Origin of the sequence: Bacillus sp. ATD, from assembly GCF_050585765.1 — a bacterium.
Lineage (GTDB): Bacteria > Bacillota > Bacilli > Bacillales > Bacillaceae > Bacillus > Bacillus stercoris.
Genome location: NZ_JBOBQH010000012.1, coordinates 50,595 through 67,807 on the forward strand (window position 1 = coordinate 50,595; position 17,213 = coordinate 67,807).

The window sequence follows — 17,213 nt, forward strand, 5'->3', positions numbered from 1 at the left end:
TTCGTATGTGGAATGATTTTCTTTCAGACTTTTGGATGAGAAAAAGAAAAAACCGGATCATTTACAATGATCCGGCTGATACTTGAATTATTTTTTCGTTGACTCAACAATTTCATCTACCGTCTTCATTACATCTTCAGAAAGAGCGGCAAGACGCTTTTCACTGTCTTCTAAAGATGACCCTTTTACGGCGAAATAGAATTTCACTTTCGGCTCTGTTCCAGAAGGACGAAGACAGAACCAAGACCCGTCTTCCAGGAAGTATTTCAGCACATTTGATTTTGGCAAGTCGATGGCTTCTTCTTTGTTTTCAGTCAGAAGCGTCCGTTTGCTTACAGCGTAATCTTCTGCTGTAACAACCTGTTTGCCGGCCATTTTCTGCGGCGGATTTTTTCTGAAGGAAGCAAGTATCGCTTCAATTTGCTCTGCCCCTTGTTTTCCTTTCAGTGTCAGAGATTTCAGCCCTTCACGATAAAACCCATACTCGTTAAAGAGATTGATAAGGGCTTCATATAATGACATTCCCTGCTTTTTATAAAACGCGCAAACTTCAACTGCCAAAAGCGCAGCCTGAATGGCGTCCTTATCGCGGGCAAAATCCCCGATTAAATAACCGTAGCTCTCTTCATAACCAAATTGGAAGGTATACTGGCCTGATGCTTCGTATTCCTTAATCTTTTCACCGATAAACTTGAAGCCTGTCAGCGTATCAATCGTATCAAGGCCGAATGAAGAAGCTACAGCACGGCCGATTTCGCTTGTGACAATCGTTTTAAGAACAACACCGTTATTTGGCAGGATGCCTTGTTTTTTCTTTTCAGAAAGCAGGTAATGAAGCAGCAGCGCTCCGGTTTGGTTTCCTGTCAGCACTGTATATTTGCCTTGATCGTCTTTCACCGCGATGCCGAGGCGGTCAGCATCAGGGTCTGTCGCGATGAGAATATCTGCATGCTGCTCCTCCCCAAGCTTAATGGCATATTCGAATGCCGCATGCTCTTCTGGGTTTGGCGATGTAACAGTGGAAAAGTTTGAATCCGGCAGTTCCTGTTCTTTAACAACCGTTACATTTTTGTAGCCAAGCGCTTCAAGGCCGCGTCTGACCGGTTTATTCGCAGTTCCATGCAACGGTGTGAAAACAACCTTTACATCTACTTCTTTTGATAATTCAGGATGGACAGAAATGGACGTCAGTTTTTCTGTATAAACTTTATCAATGTCTTCACCGATGATCTTGATTAAGCCTTTTTCTTTTAACGCATTTTCTTCGTTCACTGTGATTGTCAGCTCATTTTCAATCGCGTTTACCTGTTCAATGACGATGTCCGCTTCCTTCGGAGGCAGCTGGCCACCATCATCACCGTATACTTTGTAGCCGTTATATTCAGGCGGGTTATGGCTTGCTGTTACCACAATCCCTCCATAAGCGTTTAGCTGTCTGACAGCGAATGACAGCTCTGGCGTCGGGCGAAGCTCATCAAACACGTATGTTTGGATGCCTTGTGTCGCAAGTGTTTTTGCCGCTTCCATCGCAAATTCCGGCGATTTATGGCGAGAATCATAAGCAATGACAACGCCCCGTTTTTTTGCTTCCTCACCTTGCTTCGAGATGTATGCCGCAAACCCGGCTGATGCTTTGCGCACAGTGTAAATATTCATCCGATTCGTCCCAGCGCCGATTTCTCCGCGCATTCCGCCGGTACCGAATTCAAGGTCTTTATAGAAACAGTCCTCAAGAGCCTGTTCATTCCCCTCTAATTCAGTGAGGCGCTCTTTTAATTCCGGATCTAAATGTTCTGTTTGTTTCCAGCGTTCATAGCTCTTTCTCCAAGTCATGTTCGTCCTCCTATGTATCAGCTTATGCCATTATTTTATATGAAGCGGGTGCCTCTGTCACTTGATAACCTGAGATCTGGCACTTTCGGCACGTAAAAAGAAATAACGGGCTGCAGACAGCCCGTTATGATTTATTGTTCAAGCGGCACAACCGCATCGTGTAAAAGCATGTTGAGGTTTTCTGTATGTTTGTTTTTCGTCTGCTCATCCCATTGGAATCGCTCGCTCATAAAATCAATAACGGCATCTTTATATGTTCTTACCCAATTGATATCAAAGAATAAACGTCCCGTTCTGCGGACAAAGAAGTCTGCAGGGGTTGCAGTCATCTCTTCTTCTATACTGTATTCTGCCTCAGCAAGAATATGAACCGGAATGTTGCGTTTCGCGGCCTCATCTTTCAGCGCTTCTATCCGGTCAAAGACGCGATCTACGTTAGAGCCGTATCTGATCGCCAGCTGTTTTGCGTCTTTTTCTGATAAACCGGCTGCAATTCCTTCTTTTGTTTTCGCGGTAACGAAGGACATGAGATTTTTCGAACCTCCGACGTGCCCGCCTGAGATTGGCATGTTTTTCGTTTTACACGGGCCAAAATCCTTTGCGCCTTCTTCTTTTAAGCGGTCACGCACAAGATCAACGATGTGCTCCGCCATTTTTCTATAACCAGTCAGTTTTCCGCCGGCAATGGTGATCAAGCCTGAGTCAGATGTCCAAATCTCGTCTTTCCGTGAAATTTCAGAAGGATCTTTGCCTTCTTCATGAATCAGCGGACGCAGCCCTGCCCAGCTGGATTCGATGTCATTCGCAGTGATATTCAGTTCCGGGAACATATAATTGATTGAATTGATGACATAATCACGATCCTCCGTTGTCATCCGCGGATGCTCCAGCGCCTCTTTGTAAACAGTGTCTGTTGTTCCCACGTATGTTTTGCCTTCACGAGGAATCGCAAATACCATCCGGCCATCAGGTGTATCAAAATATACAGCCTGTTTGAGCGGAAAGACAGACTGGTCAAATACAAGGTGAATGCCTTTTGTATGCTGCAAATGCTTTCCGTTTTTCGAATGGTCTTTTTCTCTGAGCTGATCGACCCAAGGACCTGTCGCATTGACAATTTTATTCGCATACACTTTATATTCTTTCTTTGTCAGCACATCTTCAATTAATACGCCGACGGCTTTGCCTTTTTCGTAAAGAAGCTCCTTCACTTTGGAGTAATTCACAGGCTCTGCCCCGAATTTCACCGCTTCCTTCATGACTTCGATTGTCAGTCTCGCGTCGTCAGTGCGGTATTCCACATAGTACCCGCCGCCTTTTAAGCCGTCTTTTTTCACCAAAGGCTCTTTTTGCAGCGTTTCTTTTGCTGAAAGCATGCTTCTTCGTTCTGACTTTTTCACCCCTGCAAGGAAGTCATACACTCGTAACCCGATGGATGTTGTAAATGAACCGAATGTGCCGCCTTTATGAAACGGAAGCAGCATCCATTCCGGTGTTGTGACATGCGGACCGTTTTCATACACAATCGCCCGCTCTTTCCCTACCTCAGCGACCATTTTCACTTCAAATTGTTTTAAATAGCGCAAGCCGCCATGTACCAGCTTCGTTGATCGGCTTGATGTCCCTGCCGCAAAGTCCTGCATTTCGCTTAGTGCGACCTTCATTCCCCTTGATGCCGCGTCAAGAGCTGTTCCCGCTCCTGTAATTCCTCCCCCGATAATAAATAGGTCATATGTTTTTTTCGTCATGTCTGTCAGCATGCGATCTCTTTCAAGACTTGAAAATTGATGTTTCATCATTACGTTTCCTCCTTGTTGTCACGGTAAATAGAAAAAGAGACCACAACAGCCAAAGTGCATGCTTACACTTTGGTGCTGTGGTCTCTCCTCGTCTCAGGACCGTTCTTATTAACTTGTAACCATTATACCATAGTATTGCATTATTTAAAAGCCATAGCTGCTTTCACGGCTTTTTGCCAGCCTTTATACAGCTCATTTCGTTTTTCTTCTTCTAATTCAGGTTCAAACCGTTTATCCAGATTCCACTGGTTCGCGATTTCAGAACGGTCCTTCCAGAATCCCACAGCAATACCTGCCAAATAAGCCGCGCCAAGTGCAGTCGTTTCATTAATTTCCGGACGCTCCACAGGAACATTCAGCAGATCACCCTGGAACTGCATCAGGAAATTGTTTTTCACAGCTCCTCCGTCTACACGAAGCGTCTTTAATGAAATGTTTGAATCTGCTTCCATTGCGTCAAGCACATCTTTTGTCTGATAAGCCAATGACTCCAGTGTCGCACGGATAAAGTGCTCTTTTGTTGTCCCTCTTGTCAAGCCGAAAACCGAACCGCGCACATCGCTGTCCCAGTAAGGTGTTCCCAATCCGACAAATGCCGGAACGACATACACGCCGTCAGTTGAATCTACTTTTTCTGCATAAGATTCGCTTAGCGATGAATCCTGGAACATTCTCAATCCGTCTCTAAGCCACTGGATGGCAGAGCCTGCGACAAAAATGCTTCCTTCTAACGCATAGTTCACTTTTCCATCAATACCCCAAGCGATTGTCGTCAAAAGCCCGTGTTCGGACTTAATTGCTTTTTCCCCGGTATTCATCAGCATGAAACATCCAGTGCCGTATGTGTTTTTTCCCATGCCTTCTTCAAAGCACGCTTGGCCGAACAATGCTGACTGCTGGTCGCCTGCCGCTCCCGCAATCGGGATATTTTTTCCGAAGAAATGATAATCAACAGTCTCCGCATACACATGGGAAGACGGCTTCACTTCAGGGAGCATGGATTTCGGTATGCCTAAAATGTCGAGCAGTTCATCGTCCCATTTTAAATCGTAAATATTAAACATCAGCGTTCTGGAGGCATTGGAGTAATCGGTCACATGCGCTTTTCCGCCTGACATTTTCCAAATGAGCCATGTATCAATCGTTCCGAACAGCAGCTCGCCTTTTTCCGCTTTTTCTCTTGCGCCGTCCACATTATCTAAAATCCACTTCACCTTCGTGCCGGAGAAGTATGGATCGATTAAAAGCCCAGTTTTTTCTCTGAATTTATCATTATATCCTTTTTCACGAAGTTCCTCACAAATGCCGGACGTCTGTCTGGACTGCCAAACAATTGCATTATAGACAGGACTTCCTGTATCTTTATCCCACACAACCGTCGTCTCGCGCTGGTTCGTGATGCCGATGCCGGCAATTTGAGAAGCGCTGATTCCTGATTCAGAGATGACTGACGCGATAACCGCGAGCACAGAGCCCCAAATTTCATTGGCATTATGCTCAACCCAGCCAGGATTCGGGAAGTATTGTGTAAATTCCTTTTGAGCGGAGTGAACGATTTTGCCTTCTTTATTAAACAGAATCGCTCTTGAACTTGTTGTCCCCTGATCTAAGGATAAAATGTACGTTTCCATAAGGTGTCTCCCCTTTGATTAAATATATTTTGAATTTGATAATGTTTTAGCAGAATGTGATTTCGTATAGACATAGAGTCCTAACAATACCACAACCAATATAACGCTTACAATCCAGAAACTGCTCGTGATGTGCCCTTTAAATGCAGCGTTGTAAAATACGCCCCCGAACGATCCGCCTAAAATCGGGCCGACTACCGGAACCCATGCGTATTTCCAGTTTGATGAGCCCTTTCCCGGAATCGGAAGAAATGCGTGGGCGATCCGCGGACCTAAGTCACGCGCAGGATTAATGGCATAGCCGGTGGTGCCCCCTAGAGAAATACCGATCGCTACAATGAGGAAACCAACGATTAAAGGATTAAGTCCTTCTGTAAATTGATTTGCCCCAATGGCCAAGATTCCAAGCACAAGGACAAATGTCCCAATCACTTCGCTTAAAACGTTTGCAAATGTATGCGGAATGCTTGGTCCTGTTGAGAAAACACCCAGCTTGGCAGCGGGGTCATCTGTTGACTTCCAATGCGGCAGGTAATGCAGATAAATAATCACCGCACCGATGATCGCTCCGATCATTTGCGCCGCAATATAAACCGGAACCTCTTTCCATGGAAAATCCCCAACAAATGCAAGCGCTATCGTTAGCGCCGGATTCAAATGGGCGCCGCTGATACCGCCTACCGCGTAAGCCGCCATGGCAACACCCAATCCCCATCCAAATACAACAACAATCCAGCCAGACTGGAATGAAAGCGATTTCTTTAAATTGACACCTGCACAAACACCTGCACCAAAAATAATCAGCAGCATCGTACCGATGACTTCTCCCCAAAATGCTGTCATAGCACATTCCTCCTAAAGTCACGATTAAAAAGCATGATAGAGAAGAAGAGAATAAAAAACCACAACAAACCGCTTTACGGGTGCATAAACATTTGCCGTAAAGAGCTGCTGTGGTCTCCGAGTTCTCCATCACAATGTATTAACCTAGTGCAATTGTATCAGTGTATGAAAGCGGTGTCAATCACTTTCTGTCAAAAAGTTTTCATATTTTTTCCACAATTTGGTATTAGATGTTGTGACAGCTACAGCCCCCGCTTTCAATGCCTGCTCTACATCCTCTTCCGTACGGATGAAGCCGCCGGCAAAGATGGGAATCCCCGTTTTCTCCTTTATTTCCTGAATGAGTGACGGAACGATGCCGGGAAGCACTTCGATGAAGTCAGGCTTATGTTTGCCGATAAACTCCATACTTTTCTCCATCGCGCTTGTATCAAGCAAAAACAGGCGCTGAATGGCATAAATTTTCTTCTGCTTCGCTTTGACAATCACGTTCGATCTTGTTGAAATAATCCCAGCGGGCTTGATATCCTGACATATAAATTCCGCTCCGTATTCGTCATGCTTAATCCCTTGAATGAGATCGACGTGCACCATCATGTTCTTTCCATGCTTTTGCGCTTCTCTGATCACGCCCTTCAGCTGGCCGAGATGGATATCAAGAATAACACCGTAAGAGAATGAACTGTTCAAAAACTCATCAAATTGCTTCATATTGCGAATAGCCGGTAAGATCGGCTGGTTGTGAAAACTCATCATGTGCTCCTTTAATCAATCACTTTTATATTATATCGTTTGAAAGCTTTCTTTCACCGTTTTCACGATAAAGGAAAGGTCCTCTTCTGTCAGGCAAAATGGCGGTGCGAGCTGGATGACGTTGTTGTAGCCGGCAACTGTATCTCCGTTTTTGCCGATAATCAGCCCTTTTTCTTTGCATGCCGCAACCACTTGATTTACTTTGTCAGCATCAGCCGGCTCTTTGGTTAATTTATCTTTGACGAGTTCGATTCCGATCAGCAGCCCTTTTCCTCTGACGTCTCCGACTGCCGGGTGTTCTCTCAGAGCTTGAAGCTCACCTAAAAGCTTTGCTCCAAGATCGCGTGAGCGCTGAATCAGCTGTTCGTCCTCCATAATTTGCAGGTTTTTCAATGCCAAGGCACAGGCAGCCGGGCTTCCGCCGAACGTGTTCACGTGGCGGAAACGGTCATAAGGAGCTTCTCCCTGATACGCTTCAAAAATGTCCCGTTTCACAGCAGTAGCTGACAATGGCAGGTACGCGCTTGTGATTCCCTTCGCCATCGTAATGATATCAGGCTTCACGCCGTAGTGCATAAACCCGAACGGCTCGCCTGTCCGTCCAAATCCGCAGATCACTTCATCGCAAATCAAAAGAGCTCCGTGGCGCCGGCAAATGTCCTCCACCTTCTTCATATATCCGTCCGGCGGCATTAGGATGCCTCCGCCTGTAATGATGGGCTCCATAATGACCCCGGCAATCGTTTCGCTTAATTCCCATGTCATGATGCGGTCGATTTCATTTGCGCTTTCAAGCGTATCAGCATCATCAGGATTCCGGTATATATCTGGCGGAGCTGCATGCAGGAACCCTTGGCTTAAAGGCTCGTATTTATATTTCCGCTGCGCCTGTCCGGTAGCTGAGAGCGCTCCCAATGTATTGCCATGGTATGCCCGATATCTTGAGATGAATTTATAACGGCTGTGGTCGCCATTTTGCAGATGGTACTGGCGGGCAATTTTAAAAGCAGTTTCGTTAGCTTCCGATCCGCTGTTGGAAAAAAAGATCACATAATCGCCGCCAAGCCATTCATTCAGCTTTTCCGCCAGTTCAATTGCGGGTGCGTGACTTTGCGTTAACGGGTAATAAGGCAGCTCCTTTAATTGCTCATAGGCAGCCTCCGCAAGCTCCTTTCTGCCGTAACCAATATTGACGCACCACAAACCGGACATCGCATCCAAATAGCGTCGTCCGTCTATGTCGGTCACCCAGGCCCCTTCGGCCTTCTGGGCGATCAGGCTTTCCGCTTGATGCGCTCCCTTCATGGCATGCCACACAAATTGCTCATCTTTTTGCTTTAATCCCTGATTTTGCTGAATGTTTTCCATCCCCATCATCTCCATTTCATTAGCGTACCCTAAAATGCCAATTCATTGAAACAGACCTTCTCTTTATGTGATGTCTTGGTGATGATTTCCCTGCCTTCAATATAAAGCCAGACGGGGCCAGAGTCAATAAACCGTGTCAATCATAAAACGTCCTCTTTCCTCATGAAGACAGAGGATGCAGCATTGTATTGATAAAGGTCGCACACGAAACGACTTGGACAGCCCTTGCAATAGCAATGTGAAGCCTAGCCGTTTTCTGACGAAAATACAGAAACTTTATAAGACAATATATAATTTAAAGTAAACGTATCAATCCGCTTTTGTTTTAAAAAAACCCGCCAATTCAGGCGGGTTTCCGGATTATTTCTTATAGTGAATATGATAAATATCACGCCGCCTGTCTTTTAGCTGGCGCACTGTGCCGTTTTGGCGTTGTCTTCTGAGAATTTCCAGATCAACATCACCGATGACAACCATTTCAATATTCGGGTTTGTTTCGCCGACAATGCCGTCTCGGGCGAATTCAAAATCAGACGGGGCAAAGATGCCTGACTGGGCGTATTGGATATCCATGTTTTCCGTTTGCGGCAGGTTTCCAACCGTTCCCGAGATAACGGTATAAATTTGATTTTCAACCGCCCTAGCCTGCGAACAGTATCTGACACGCAAATAGCCTTGACGGTCTTCTGTACAAAATGGCGTAAAGATGATTTTGGCGCCTTTGTCAGCCGCAATCCGGGCAAGCTCAGGAAATTCAATGTCATAACAGATCTGGATCGCAATTTTTCCGCAGTCTGTATCAAATACACGAACCTGGTCTCCGGCGCTGATTCCCCACCATTTGCGTTCATTCGGTGTAATATGGAGTTTATATTGCTTCTCGATCGTTCCGTCCCGTCTGAACAGGTAAGCGATATTATAAATTTTGCCTTCCTCTTCGACGAAATGAGACCCGCCGATAATGTTGACGTTATACTTCACAGCCAAATCAGTAAAAAGGCTGATGTAATCTTCTGTATACTCGGTAATTCTCTGTACCGCCAAGCTCGGCGACCTTTCTTCAAGGAAAGACATGAGCTGGGTTGTAAAAATTTCCGGGAACACCGCAAAATCAGATCTCGCGTCAGAAGCAACATCGACATAGTATTCTACTTGATTCGCAAATTCCTCAAAGGAATAAATTTTCTTCATTTCATATTGGATTACACAAATTCTCACAGGGAACGCTGACTTATAATAGCGCTTTGTCTGCTGCGGAAGATAATCGACATTATTCCATTCCATCAGCGTCGCATACTTGATCGAAGCTGTATCATCCGGGAGATAATTCGGGTTAATTCGCATAAGGGTAAAGCCGTTCATCAGCTGAAAAGAAAGGACCGGATCGTAAATTTGGTGGCGTGTCACCTGTTCAACATACTCTCTGGCCGTCATTTCCTCTGCATATTTGTGATAGTTCGGAATCCGTCCGCCTATGATGATGCTTTTTAGGTTTAAGCGTCTCGCTAAATCCTTTCTCGCCTCGTATAAACGATGGCCGATCTTCATCCGTCTGTATTTCGGATGCACCATGACCTCAATTCCGTACATATTCAAGCCGTCCGGATTATGGTTGGTGATATAACCGTCATCGGTAATGTCCTGCCACGTATGGCGGTCATCATATTCATCAAAGTTAATCAGGAGACTTGAGCAAGAACCGATAATTTCACCTTCGAATTCTGCACAAAACTGCCCGTCTGGAAAATGCTCCAAATGGCTGATTAAATGCTCTCGCTTCCAAGGCTCCATCCCCGGAAAGCAGTCCTTTTGAAGATCGATAATCTTGTCGATGTCTTTCTCTTCGATATTGCGGATAACCATTTTCTTTTCAAACCGGGTCAAATCTAATTTCTCAGACAACCTACTCGCTCCTTTCTAGTTTTGTGAGTTCAGATGATCAAGCAATAGGGCGAGCTCCATTTCCGCCATTGATTCAAGCCTGTGATCATAGTCTTCAAACATCAAGGTGCCCGTTACTTTATTCGGGACAATGACACACTTCATTCCTGCGCGTTTCGCAGCAATCGAACCATTGACAGAATCCTCAAACGCGAGACATTCCGCTGGCGATACCCCGAGATTCTTTGCCGCCAATAAATAGAGCTCAGGATTCGGCTTTACCTCTTCCACATCATCCGCCGTTTGAATAACCTCAAAATCATCAAACAGGCCGATTTGCTTCAAATGGCCCGATACCCATTTATAATCAGAGCTGGAAGCAAGGCCTACTTTTAAGCCTAAATCCTTTGCCGCATTCAAATACGCTTCGACACCAGGTCTCGCTTTTTCTGTTTCCATGCGTTTGGCAAACCGCTCTCTTCTCAATTTTGTGAGCTCTTCATGATTCAGCTTTTTCCCGATCTGCTCTTCTAAATATTCAAAAGGCCGAAATCCCGCTGCAGTTCCGATGACCTTTCCCCAGACAGATAGCGGCAGCACTGAGCCGTGCTCTTCAAATATTTCCTGAAGGACCTCATATTCGTGTGTTTCTGTATCTAGAATAAGTCCGTCAAAATCAAAAATTAACGCTTTAATCACTCGGTACAACTCCTTTAGTCCGAATTGAGACATATGTATACATTTACTATACCCCGAAACAAGTCTGCTTTCAAAAAGTAAGGTTTATGTGAAGAAAGAGCCTGCACACTGCAAGCTCTTTCTATTTAATGAATGTTTTGGTGAGAAATGTTTGTCAGCGCTGCTCCCGCAGACTCGTTCGACATCTGATTGACTGCCAGGTCTCCAAGCGCAACGATCCCGACTAGATTGTTTTGATCTACAATAGGAAGGCGGCGGATTTGGTGCTGGGCCATCAGCTGCGACGCGTCTTCCAGACTCATATTAGGGTTTCCTGATACGAGTTCTGTTGACATCACTTCTGAAACGGGTGTCTGGCCATCACGGCCCTGAGCTGTAGTTCTTAATGCAATGTCACGGTCAGTCAGCATTCCTTTTAAAACACCTTGCTCTGCAACGGGAATCGCCCCGACGTTATGCTGTTTCATTAGAGAAGCCGCTTCCTGAATCGTTTGATTCGGAGAAACGGTTGCCACCTGCGTTGTCATTGTATCTTTAACTGAACTCATTGTCAGCACCCCTTTCAATCATTAGTATGTTCAGACACGAGCCGTTTAAAAAGGGAGTTAGAGGAAAGGTTTTATGATATGATTTCTCTGATACAAAAAAGAGCTTTTCTGAAAATAGAAAAGCTCTTGCCACCTGATTATATCAGCCTTCTGTGACCGAAAAAGGCTTTGTTTGCCTTCTTTTGAAAGTCAGAAAAAGCAAACGGAAAATAAATCCCAAAATCATTCAGCATCTTGCTGTTTTTTTCAAAAATCGCCTGATCACTCACATCAGAGTGCGGCGAAGGCTTTGTCAGGATAATATGTATCATTTGCAGACAAGCCATAATTTGAAATGCTTCTTTTAATGTTCCTTGGTAATAATGGTTATTTAAAGATAGAACGCCTTTCTTTTTAAAGCGCTGAATGTCCAGCTCGGAGAAATAAAGAGGAAATACATCATGGATCAGCTCCATAGACAGCTCCTTGATAAAGCTCTCCTGTTCTGCAGTTGCTGCGTTCACAATTCTCACGTCAATCACCTTTCTTGCCATCGAATATCCTAAGTCTTACTCAAGAATAGCACAGAAAAAAACGCGAAAGCTAAGGTAAGTGTTTCCTATGAGAAACAGCAGCCTTCCGCTTCGAAAAGGAGCCATTTGACATGAAACAAAAAGGCAGAGGGCTTGAGGTCCTCATCAATGAAAAACAGGACGGCCAATGGCTGTTTTCCATACTCAAAACAGGGCTCAAAGCTTCTAAACCTGTGATACAAGACTGGATGACGCATCATCAGATAAAGGTCAACCACGAATCCGTCTTAAACAATATGATTGTAAAAAAGGGAGACCGCGTGTTCATTGATCTTCAGGAAAGTGAAGAATCTTCGGTCATTCCGGAGTATGGCGAGCTTGATATTTTATTTGAGGACAATCACATGCTCATCGTCAATAAACCAGCTGGCATAGCGACGCACCCGAATGAGGATGGGCAAACAGGCACACTGGCTAATTTGATCGCGTATCATTATCAGATAAATGGCGAAACATGTAAGGTGCGCCACGTCCACCGTCTGGATCAGGATACATCTGGCGCTATCGTTTTTGCCAAGCATCGTCTGGCACACGCCATCTTAGACCAGCAGCTAGAGAAAAAGATGCTGAAGCGTACGTATACCGCCATCGCTGAAGGAAAGCTACGGACGAAAAAAGGAACAATTGATTCACCAATCGGCAGAGACCGATCACACCCGACAAGGCGCCGGGTTTCACTCAGCGGGCAAGCAGCCGTTACTCATTTCAAGGTAATGGCCAGCAATGTGAAAGAGCGTCTGTCGCTCGTTGAATTAGAGCTTGAAACAGGAAGAACACACCAAATTCGTGTTCATATGGCGAGCATCGGCCATCCACTGATAGGAGACTCGCTTTACGGAGGCGGGAACAAGCTGTTAAACAGGCAGGCGCTGCATGCCAAAAAGGTACAGGCCGTTCACCCGATAACCGGCGAGCTGATTGTTGCCGAAGCGCCTTTCCCGGCTGATATAGAAATCCTGTGCTCTACATATTTTTCATAAAGAAAAGCCGCAGGCATTTCCTGCGGCTTTTTAAATGACTCGCTTTCCATATATAATATAGCGCTTCGGGGCATTTCCCACGTATGAAAACGGATAACAGGTCGTCAGAATCAGCTCTTCCTTTTCATGCTGGAGCGTGATAATAGATGTGTCATCCTTATCAACAATTTTTGTTTTTACAATTTCATATGTGAATTCTCCATAAGACAGCAGAATGCGGAGCCGATCTCCCTTTTCCAGCTCTCCCGTCCGGCGAAACACGGTATCTCGATGCCCTGACAGCACAATTTGTCCGTTTTCATCAGGATAATAGCTATCCTTATAATGCCCGACACCTTTTTCTAAATCATCAGCATCAGTGCCCTCCACAATCGGAAGCTCTGCATTGATTTTCGGTATTTCCAAAATGCCGCTCGCTTGGCCGGTTTCTGGCTTAAATGATGCTTTGTTCTTTGCCTGATCTGCGCTATTTTTCATTCCCGAAGGTTCCTGCGGATTTTCCGCCGCCAGTTTTGCTTCTTTTAATGTCTGTTCCGTTCTCATATTCGTATCGATCAATTTAAAGCCTCCATAGCCTGCGATCACTAGGCCGGCCGCAATGATAAGTAGTGGAATAACTTTTTTCACGTTCTGGAGGCGCTCCTTTTTCTTCTGACATATAAATAAGTTCCGGATAATGTCACCGCCGCACCGATCACCATAAAGTTATAGTAGTTTGCTGATGTATCCGGAAGCGGATGCTCTGACCCGCTTTCCCCGCCCTCGTTTCGTAAAGGCAATGTGCTGATGCTATTGGCAGCGTTTTTTGTGTTGTTGATAGGTATTTCAACGAATCTCAAAATGGCTGAAGGCGGCAGCTGATGAACCGGTGCTGTGCCCGGAGTCTCTTTTATATCAGGCAAATCCACATCAGGCTCTGGAACCTCTTTCATTGGATGCTCCATCCCCGGGTCATCTCCAGGCTCTTCCGTAACCGGGTCTTCTGTTACAGGGTCTTCAATATCACTGGCTGCAGCGAGCTTAATCCTTCCCTCTTTTGTATACGCAATAGGCTCATCAAAACTCTTCACGTACTCAACTGTCGCTTCCAAATCCTCTGGCCCTGTCACCGGATTTTTCCCAAGCAATCCGATCGGCTGATATTTGGTGCCTGTCGCCGTCGCCATAAAGTTGTTGACGGTTAATGTATATGTGGCATCAGGCTGGATCTCGGTGCCATCTGCCATTTTCATATCGACTGCTTTTCCAGTTTTTTTATCCCACGTGTACGTAAACCCGCTGATGCTGTAGTCAGGCCCAAAAACCGGCGAGATTTGCGCATTGATAATCTCTCTTAAATCTTTTCCTTTAATCTCAAGCTTCGTTAACACATTTCCAAACGGCTGAATATTGTAAAGGTCTCCCCACGTAATCGGGCCCTTTTTCAGCGTTTCACGTATGCCTCCGCCATTCATAAGAGCGAAATCCGTTTTCATGGCAGTTCTCATTCCATCCGCAATCAGGTTTCCAAGTGGTGTATCACCGTCATTTGAATACCCTCCTTCCATATCAACAGCTGCTTCGCCGACTACTTCGCTGATAATCGGTTCAGCAATAGTTTCGTATTTCTTTAAAATGGCTGAAGCGCTGGCATCCGGTTCGATTTTACTTTGATCCACATATACGATTTCCGCTGACTTTTTGACAATGTCTTTTGTCGTTTTATCGATCTCTACATCAACGACACCTATCGCTTTTCCATATTCATACGCTTGAACAATCAGTTTTCCATTCACTTCGCCGTTAACAACCTTATGATTATGCGCGGCAAAAATCACGTCAATTTCAGAATCTGTTTTGTTTGCAAGATCAGCAGACTCTCCGGTAATGGCGTTGCCGTTTTGTTCAGCTGACATATGTGCGAGAACTGCGATGGCCTTTACGCCTTTTTTCTTCAGCTCTTTGGCCGCCTCATTCACCGCTGTCGCTTCATCTGTAAACTCGATATTTTTTATTCCTTCAGGCATAACCATACCAGCTGCCGACTGTGTGACAACTCCGATAAAAGCCACGGGTACGCCCTCCACATTTATGATGTCGTAAGCCGGCAAAAAGGGCTCTCCAGTTGATTTCACTTTACAATTGGCACATACAAGGGGAAAGTTCTGTCCATCATATCCGCTTGTGCCTTTCGGGTGATCACCGCCATTTAAAATTCTCAGCAGTTCATCGGTGCCTTCATCGAATTCGTGGTTTCCCACAGTTCCGACATCAAATCCGATGTCCTCCATTAATTCTACAGTGGGCTCATCCTGAAGAAGAGATGAAACTGGAGAGCTGCCTCCGATCATATCTCCCGCGTGCACCATTAGCGTGTTTTTCTTTTCAGCCTTTTTTTCTTTTAAATATGCGGCGGCATAGTCCATGCGTCCAAATGTGCCGTCTGCAGTTCCGTTCCCATCAAGATCAAGCTCATATTGCTGATCGATCTTGCCATGCAAATCATTCATGCTGAGAATTCTTAGCGGCACATTTTTTTCAGGTGCCGTTTGCCTCATTTTATATCCTGCGTTCTCCGCTTCCTTTGCTGATGCAAAGAAAATTCTGTTTTCCACCGCGACCCTCTTCCAGTCAGCCGGCTGCACATATGTTTGATTCGACGAATCCCCTACATATCTTGTCAGGCCTTTCCCTTGCTCTCTGGCTCTGAATTCAAACGGCATTTCCATGAGCGGATCGTTTTCATTCCAAATTCCTTTTTGTTCTTTTTTCGCAGCAGCTACTGCGGACTGAAACTGCTGATAATCCTCTTCATTGTCAACCGGCCAAATAAAATATGTCGGCGCATAGCCTTTTTTCACAAGCTCTAAGTTCACGTTTGAACCTGATTCAGTTATGACTTGTCCGAGCAGCCTGCCATAGCTGTCCTTGGCTTCACTCCCGACCTTAACAGTGATTTTATCCCCTGGGGACAGAACCGTTTTTAGATAGTCAGATGCCTTTTTGCCAAATCTTAATTGATTTTCGTCTGCGTCATTTTTTGGTGTGTGATATGTTTCAGGTGTATCTACATTTACAAACCGAATTTTTGTCGTTCCAAGAACCGGAGATTTGAGATGAATGGTATCGCCGTCAACAACCCGGTCAACAATCCCTTCATATTCTCCCTCAGCAGACGGAGGTGCGGGCTGCTCTTCAAGCAGCTTCAGGTCAGACGATTTTCGCGGAAGCAGCTGAAAGGATTGGTATCTGCTTAACACCCCAGTAAATTCATACCACTTGCCCTCATTAAGTTCGTCTATCACCCCTGTTTCATTCATAACCCGGAGCGTCATTGCATGATGATCGTTATCAATCATCGTTACATTGTAACCGCCGCCTGAAGGAGAACTTGGAATTGAGGAGACAAATGCAGTTAGTGTCACAAGGCGGCCTTCATACTGATCACCCAGGCTGCCATTAATGAGTTCATTGATTGTTAATTGTTTAGGGGCGGGGAGAGGCTGGTTTGACTGATTGATTTTGATGCCTGATAAGATTGGAACGATTTCTTTCAGTCCCTGGTAAGTCGTGATTCTACCTGTCACCGTGATATCCATGCCCTCTTTTAATTCAGGAAATTGTTCAGGGGAAGGCGAATACATGTTAATGCCTCCGGTTTCATCTTGCAAAAAGGTCGACAGCTTTCCGCCTCCGATTGCGTTTTGATCAGCTGTGACGATCCCTTTTATCGTTACTTCTTCATTCAGCCTTCCCCGCGCTTCATTTATGGTCATTGTGTGTTCAGCCGGCGGAGTTTTCGTGTCACCGGTTAGGTTCATCGACTGAACGTTTTTAAGTCCCGTCGTGTTAAAGTAATTTTCAAGCTTGCCTTGAACCGTTATCTTTTTTCCAAGAAGAAGCGGATTGGTTTGCAGCCCGAACTGGTTTCTGAAAGCTGAAGGGATTTGCACAGGAAGGATATGATCGGGCGATATCTCATTTTTGCGGTCTGCCAGCGCGACATTATAATCATTTGAAAATGGGCTTGTCAGCTTGTAATGCTGCGGGGAAACAGCCTGGCCGACTGCATATCCTTCGACAAGCGCCTGTCCTTCTTTTTGCTGTTTTGCCTTCTCAACTGATATAGCCTGCTGCGGTTCAGCTGCAGTTACCGCTTCGCACGTGTACATGACATTTAAGAATATCAATGCCATGATCAATACCATATGCATCATACGCCTCATCATATTTCCTCCCTTAATATACACATAATGACAATGACTTTGTCTGCTTACCATTTCGACAGACAGCATATAATTCCTTTCAGGCTTCTGCATAATACGCG

At 45.3% G+C, this 17,213-nt stretch carries 13 protein-coding genes; 1 reads left to right on the top strand and 12 read right to left on the bottom strand.

Translation table 11 applies throughout. The features are described from left to right. Positions 1-87: 87 nt before the first annotated feature. From pgcA to ACQXR1_RS20200, 10 genes are all read right to left on the bottom strand, one after another. Complete coding sequence (pgcA, locus tag ACQXR1_RS20155; RefSeq protein ID WP_430772768.1) at positions 88-1,833, bottom strand: phosphoglucomutase; 1,746 nt, start codon at positions 1,831-1,833, stop codon at positions 88-90. A 131-nt stretch (positions 1,834-1,964) separates the two neighbouring features. After that, a complete protein-coding gene (gene glpD, locus ACQXR1_RS20160; RefSeq protein WP_069839128.1) occupies positions 1,965-3,632 on the bottom strand; it encodes a glycerol-3-phosphate dehydrogenase in 1,668 nt (555 codons plus the stop codon). A gap of 140 nt (positions 3,633-3,772) precedes the next feature. Further along, positions 3,773-5,263: a glycerol kinase GlpK gene (gene glpK / locus ACQXR1_RS20165; RefSeq protein WP_040083618.1), complete on the bottom strand. Its 1,491-nt coding sequence runs from the start codon at positions 5,261-5,263 to the stop codon at positions 3,773-3,775. 18 nt (positions 5,264-5,281) lie between these two features. After that, positions 5,282-6,106, bottom strand: coding sequence for a glycerol uptake facilitator protein GlpF (glpF, locus tag ACQXR1_RS20170; protein WP_003233386.1), 825 nt, complete (start codon positions 6,104-6,106; stop codon positions 5,282-5,284). A 177-nt stretch (positions 6,107-6,283) separates the two neighbouring features. Beyond that, positions 6,284-6,862, bottom strand: coding sequence for a glycerol uptake operon antiterminator GlpP (gene glpP, locus ACQXR1_RS20175; RefSeq protein ID WP_430772769.1), 579 nt, complete (start codon positions 6,860-6,862; stop codon positions 6,284-6,286). 27 nt (positions 6,863-6,889) lie between these two features. Next, a complete protein-coding gene (locus tag ACQXR1_RS20180) occupies positions 6,890-8,242 on the bottom strand; it encodes an aspartate aminotransferase family protein (RefSeq protein WP_080478192.1) in 1,353 nt (450 codons plus the stop codon). A 345-nt stretch (positions 8,243-8,587) separates the two neighbouring features. Beyond that, on the bottom strand, positions 8,588-10,129 hold the full coding sequence (locus tag ACQXR1_RS20185) for a bifunctional GNAT family N-acetyltransferase/carbon-nitrogen hydrolase family protein (protein ID WP_014663331.1): 1,542 nt from the start codon (positions 10,127-10,129) through the stop codon (positions 8,588-8,590). Positions 10,130-10,144: 15 nt separating this feature from the next. Beyond that, the gene (locus ACQXR1_RS20190) at positions 10,145-10,807 is read right to left on the bottom strand and encodes an HAD family hydrolase (RefSeq protein ID WP_014663330.1); all 663 of its coding nucleotides are present in this window, start codon (positions 10,805-10,807) and stop codon (positions 10,145-10,147) included. 125 nt (positions 10,808-10,932) lie between these two features. Continuing rightward, positions 10,933-11,355: a CBS domain-containing protein gene (locus ACQXR1_RS20195; protein ID WP_014663329.1), complete on the bottom strand. Its 423-nt coding sequence runs from the start codon at positions 11,353-11,355 to the stop codon at positions 10,933-10,935. Positions 11,356-11,492: 137 nt separating this feature from the next. Further along, entirely contained in the window at positions 11,493-11,888 is a 396-nt protein-coding gene (locus ACQXR1_RS20200) for a YhcU family protein (RefSeq protein ID WP_014663328.1), read from the bottom strand. A 110-nt stretch (positions 11,889-11,998) separates the two neighbouring features. Between ACQXR1_RS20200 and ACQXR1_RS20205 the strand changes: the two genes are divergently transcribed. Next, on the top strand, positions 11,999-12,907 hold the full coding sequence (locus ACQXR1_RS20205; protein WP_243572043.1) for an RluA family pseudouridine synthase: 909 nt from the start codon (positions 11,999-12,001) through the stop codon (positions 12,905-12,907). A gap of 30 nt (positions 12,908-12,937) precedes the next feature. Here the strand turns inward: ACQXR1_RS20205 and srtA are convergent, their stop codons facing one another. Together srtA and ACQXR1_RS20215 are read right to left on the bottom strand one after the other, a co-directional pair. Beyond that, positions 12,938-13,534, bottom strand: a complete 597-nt coding sequence (gene srtA, locus ACQXR1_RS20210) for a sortase SrtA (protein WP_430772770.1) — start codon at positions 13,532-13,534, stop codon at positions 12,938-12,940. Beyond that, positions 13,531-17,181: a 5'-nucleotidase C-terminal domain-containing protein gene (locus ACQXR1_RS20215; RefSeq protein ID WP_326246017.1), complete on the bottom strand. Its 3,651-nt coding sequence runs from the start codon at positions 17,179-17,181 to the stop codon at positions 13,531-13,533. The genes srtA and ACQXR1_RS20215 overlap by 4 nt, the downstream gene beginning before the upstream one ends. Positions 17,182-17,213 lie beyond the last annotated feature (32 nt).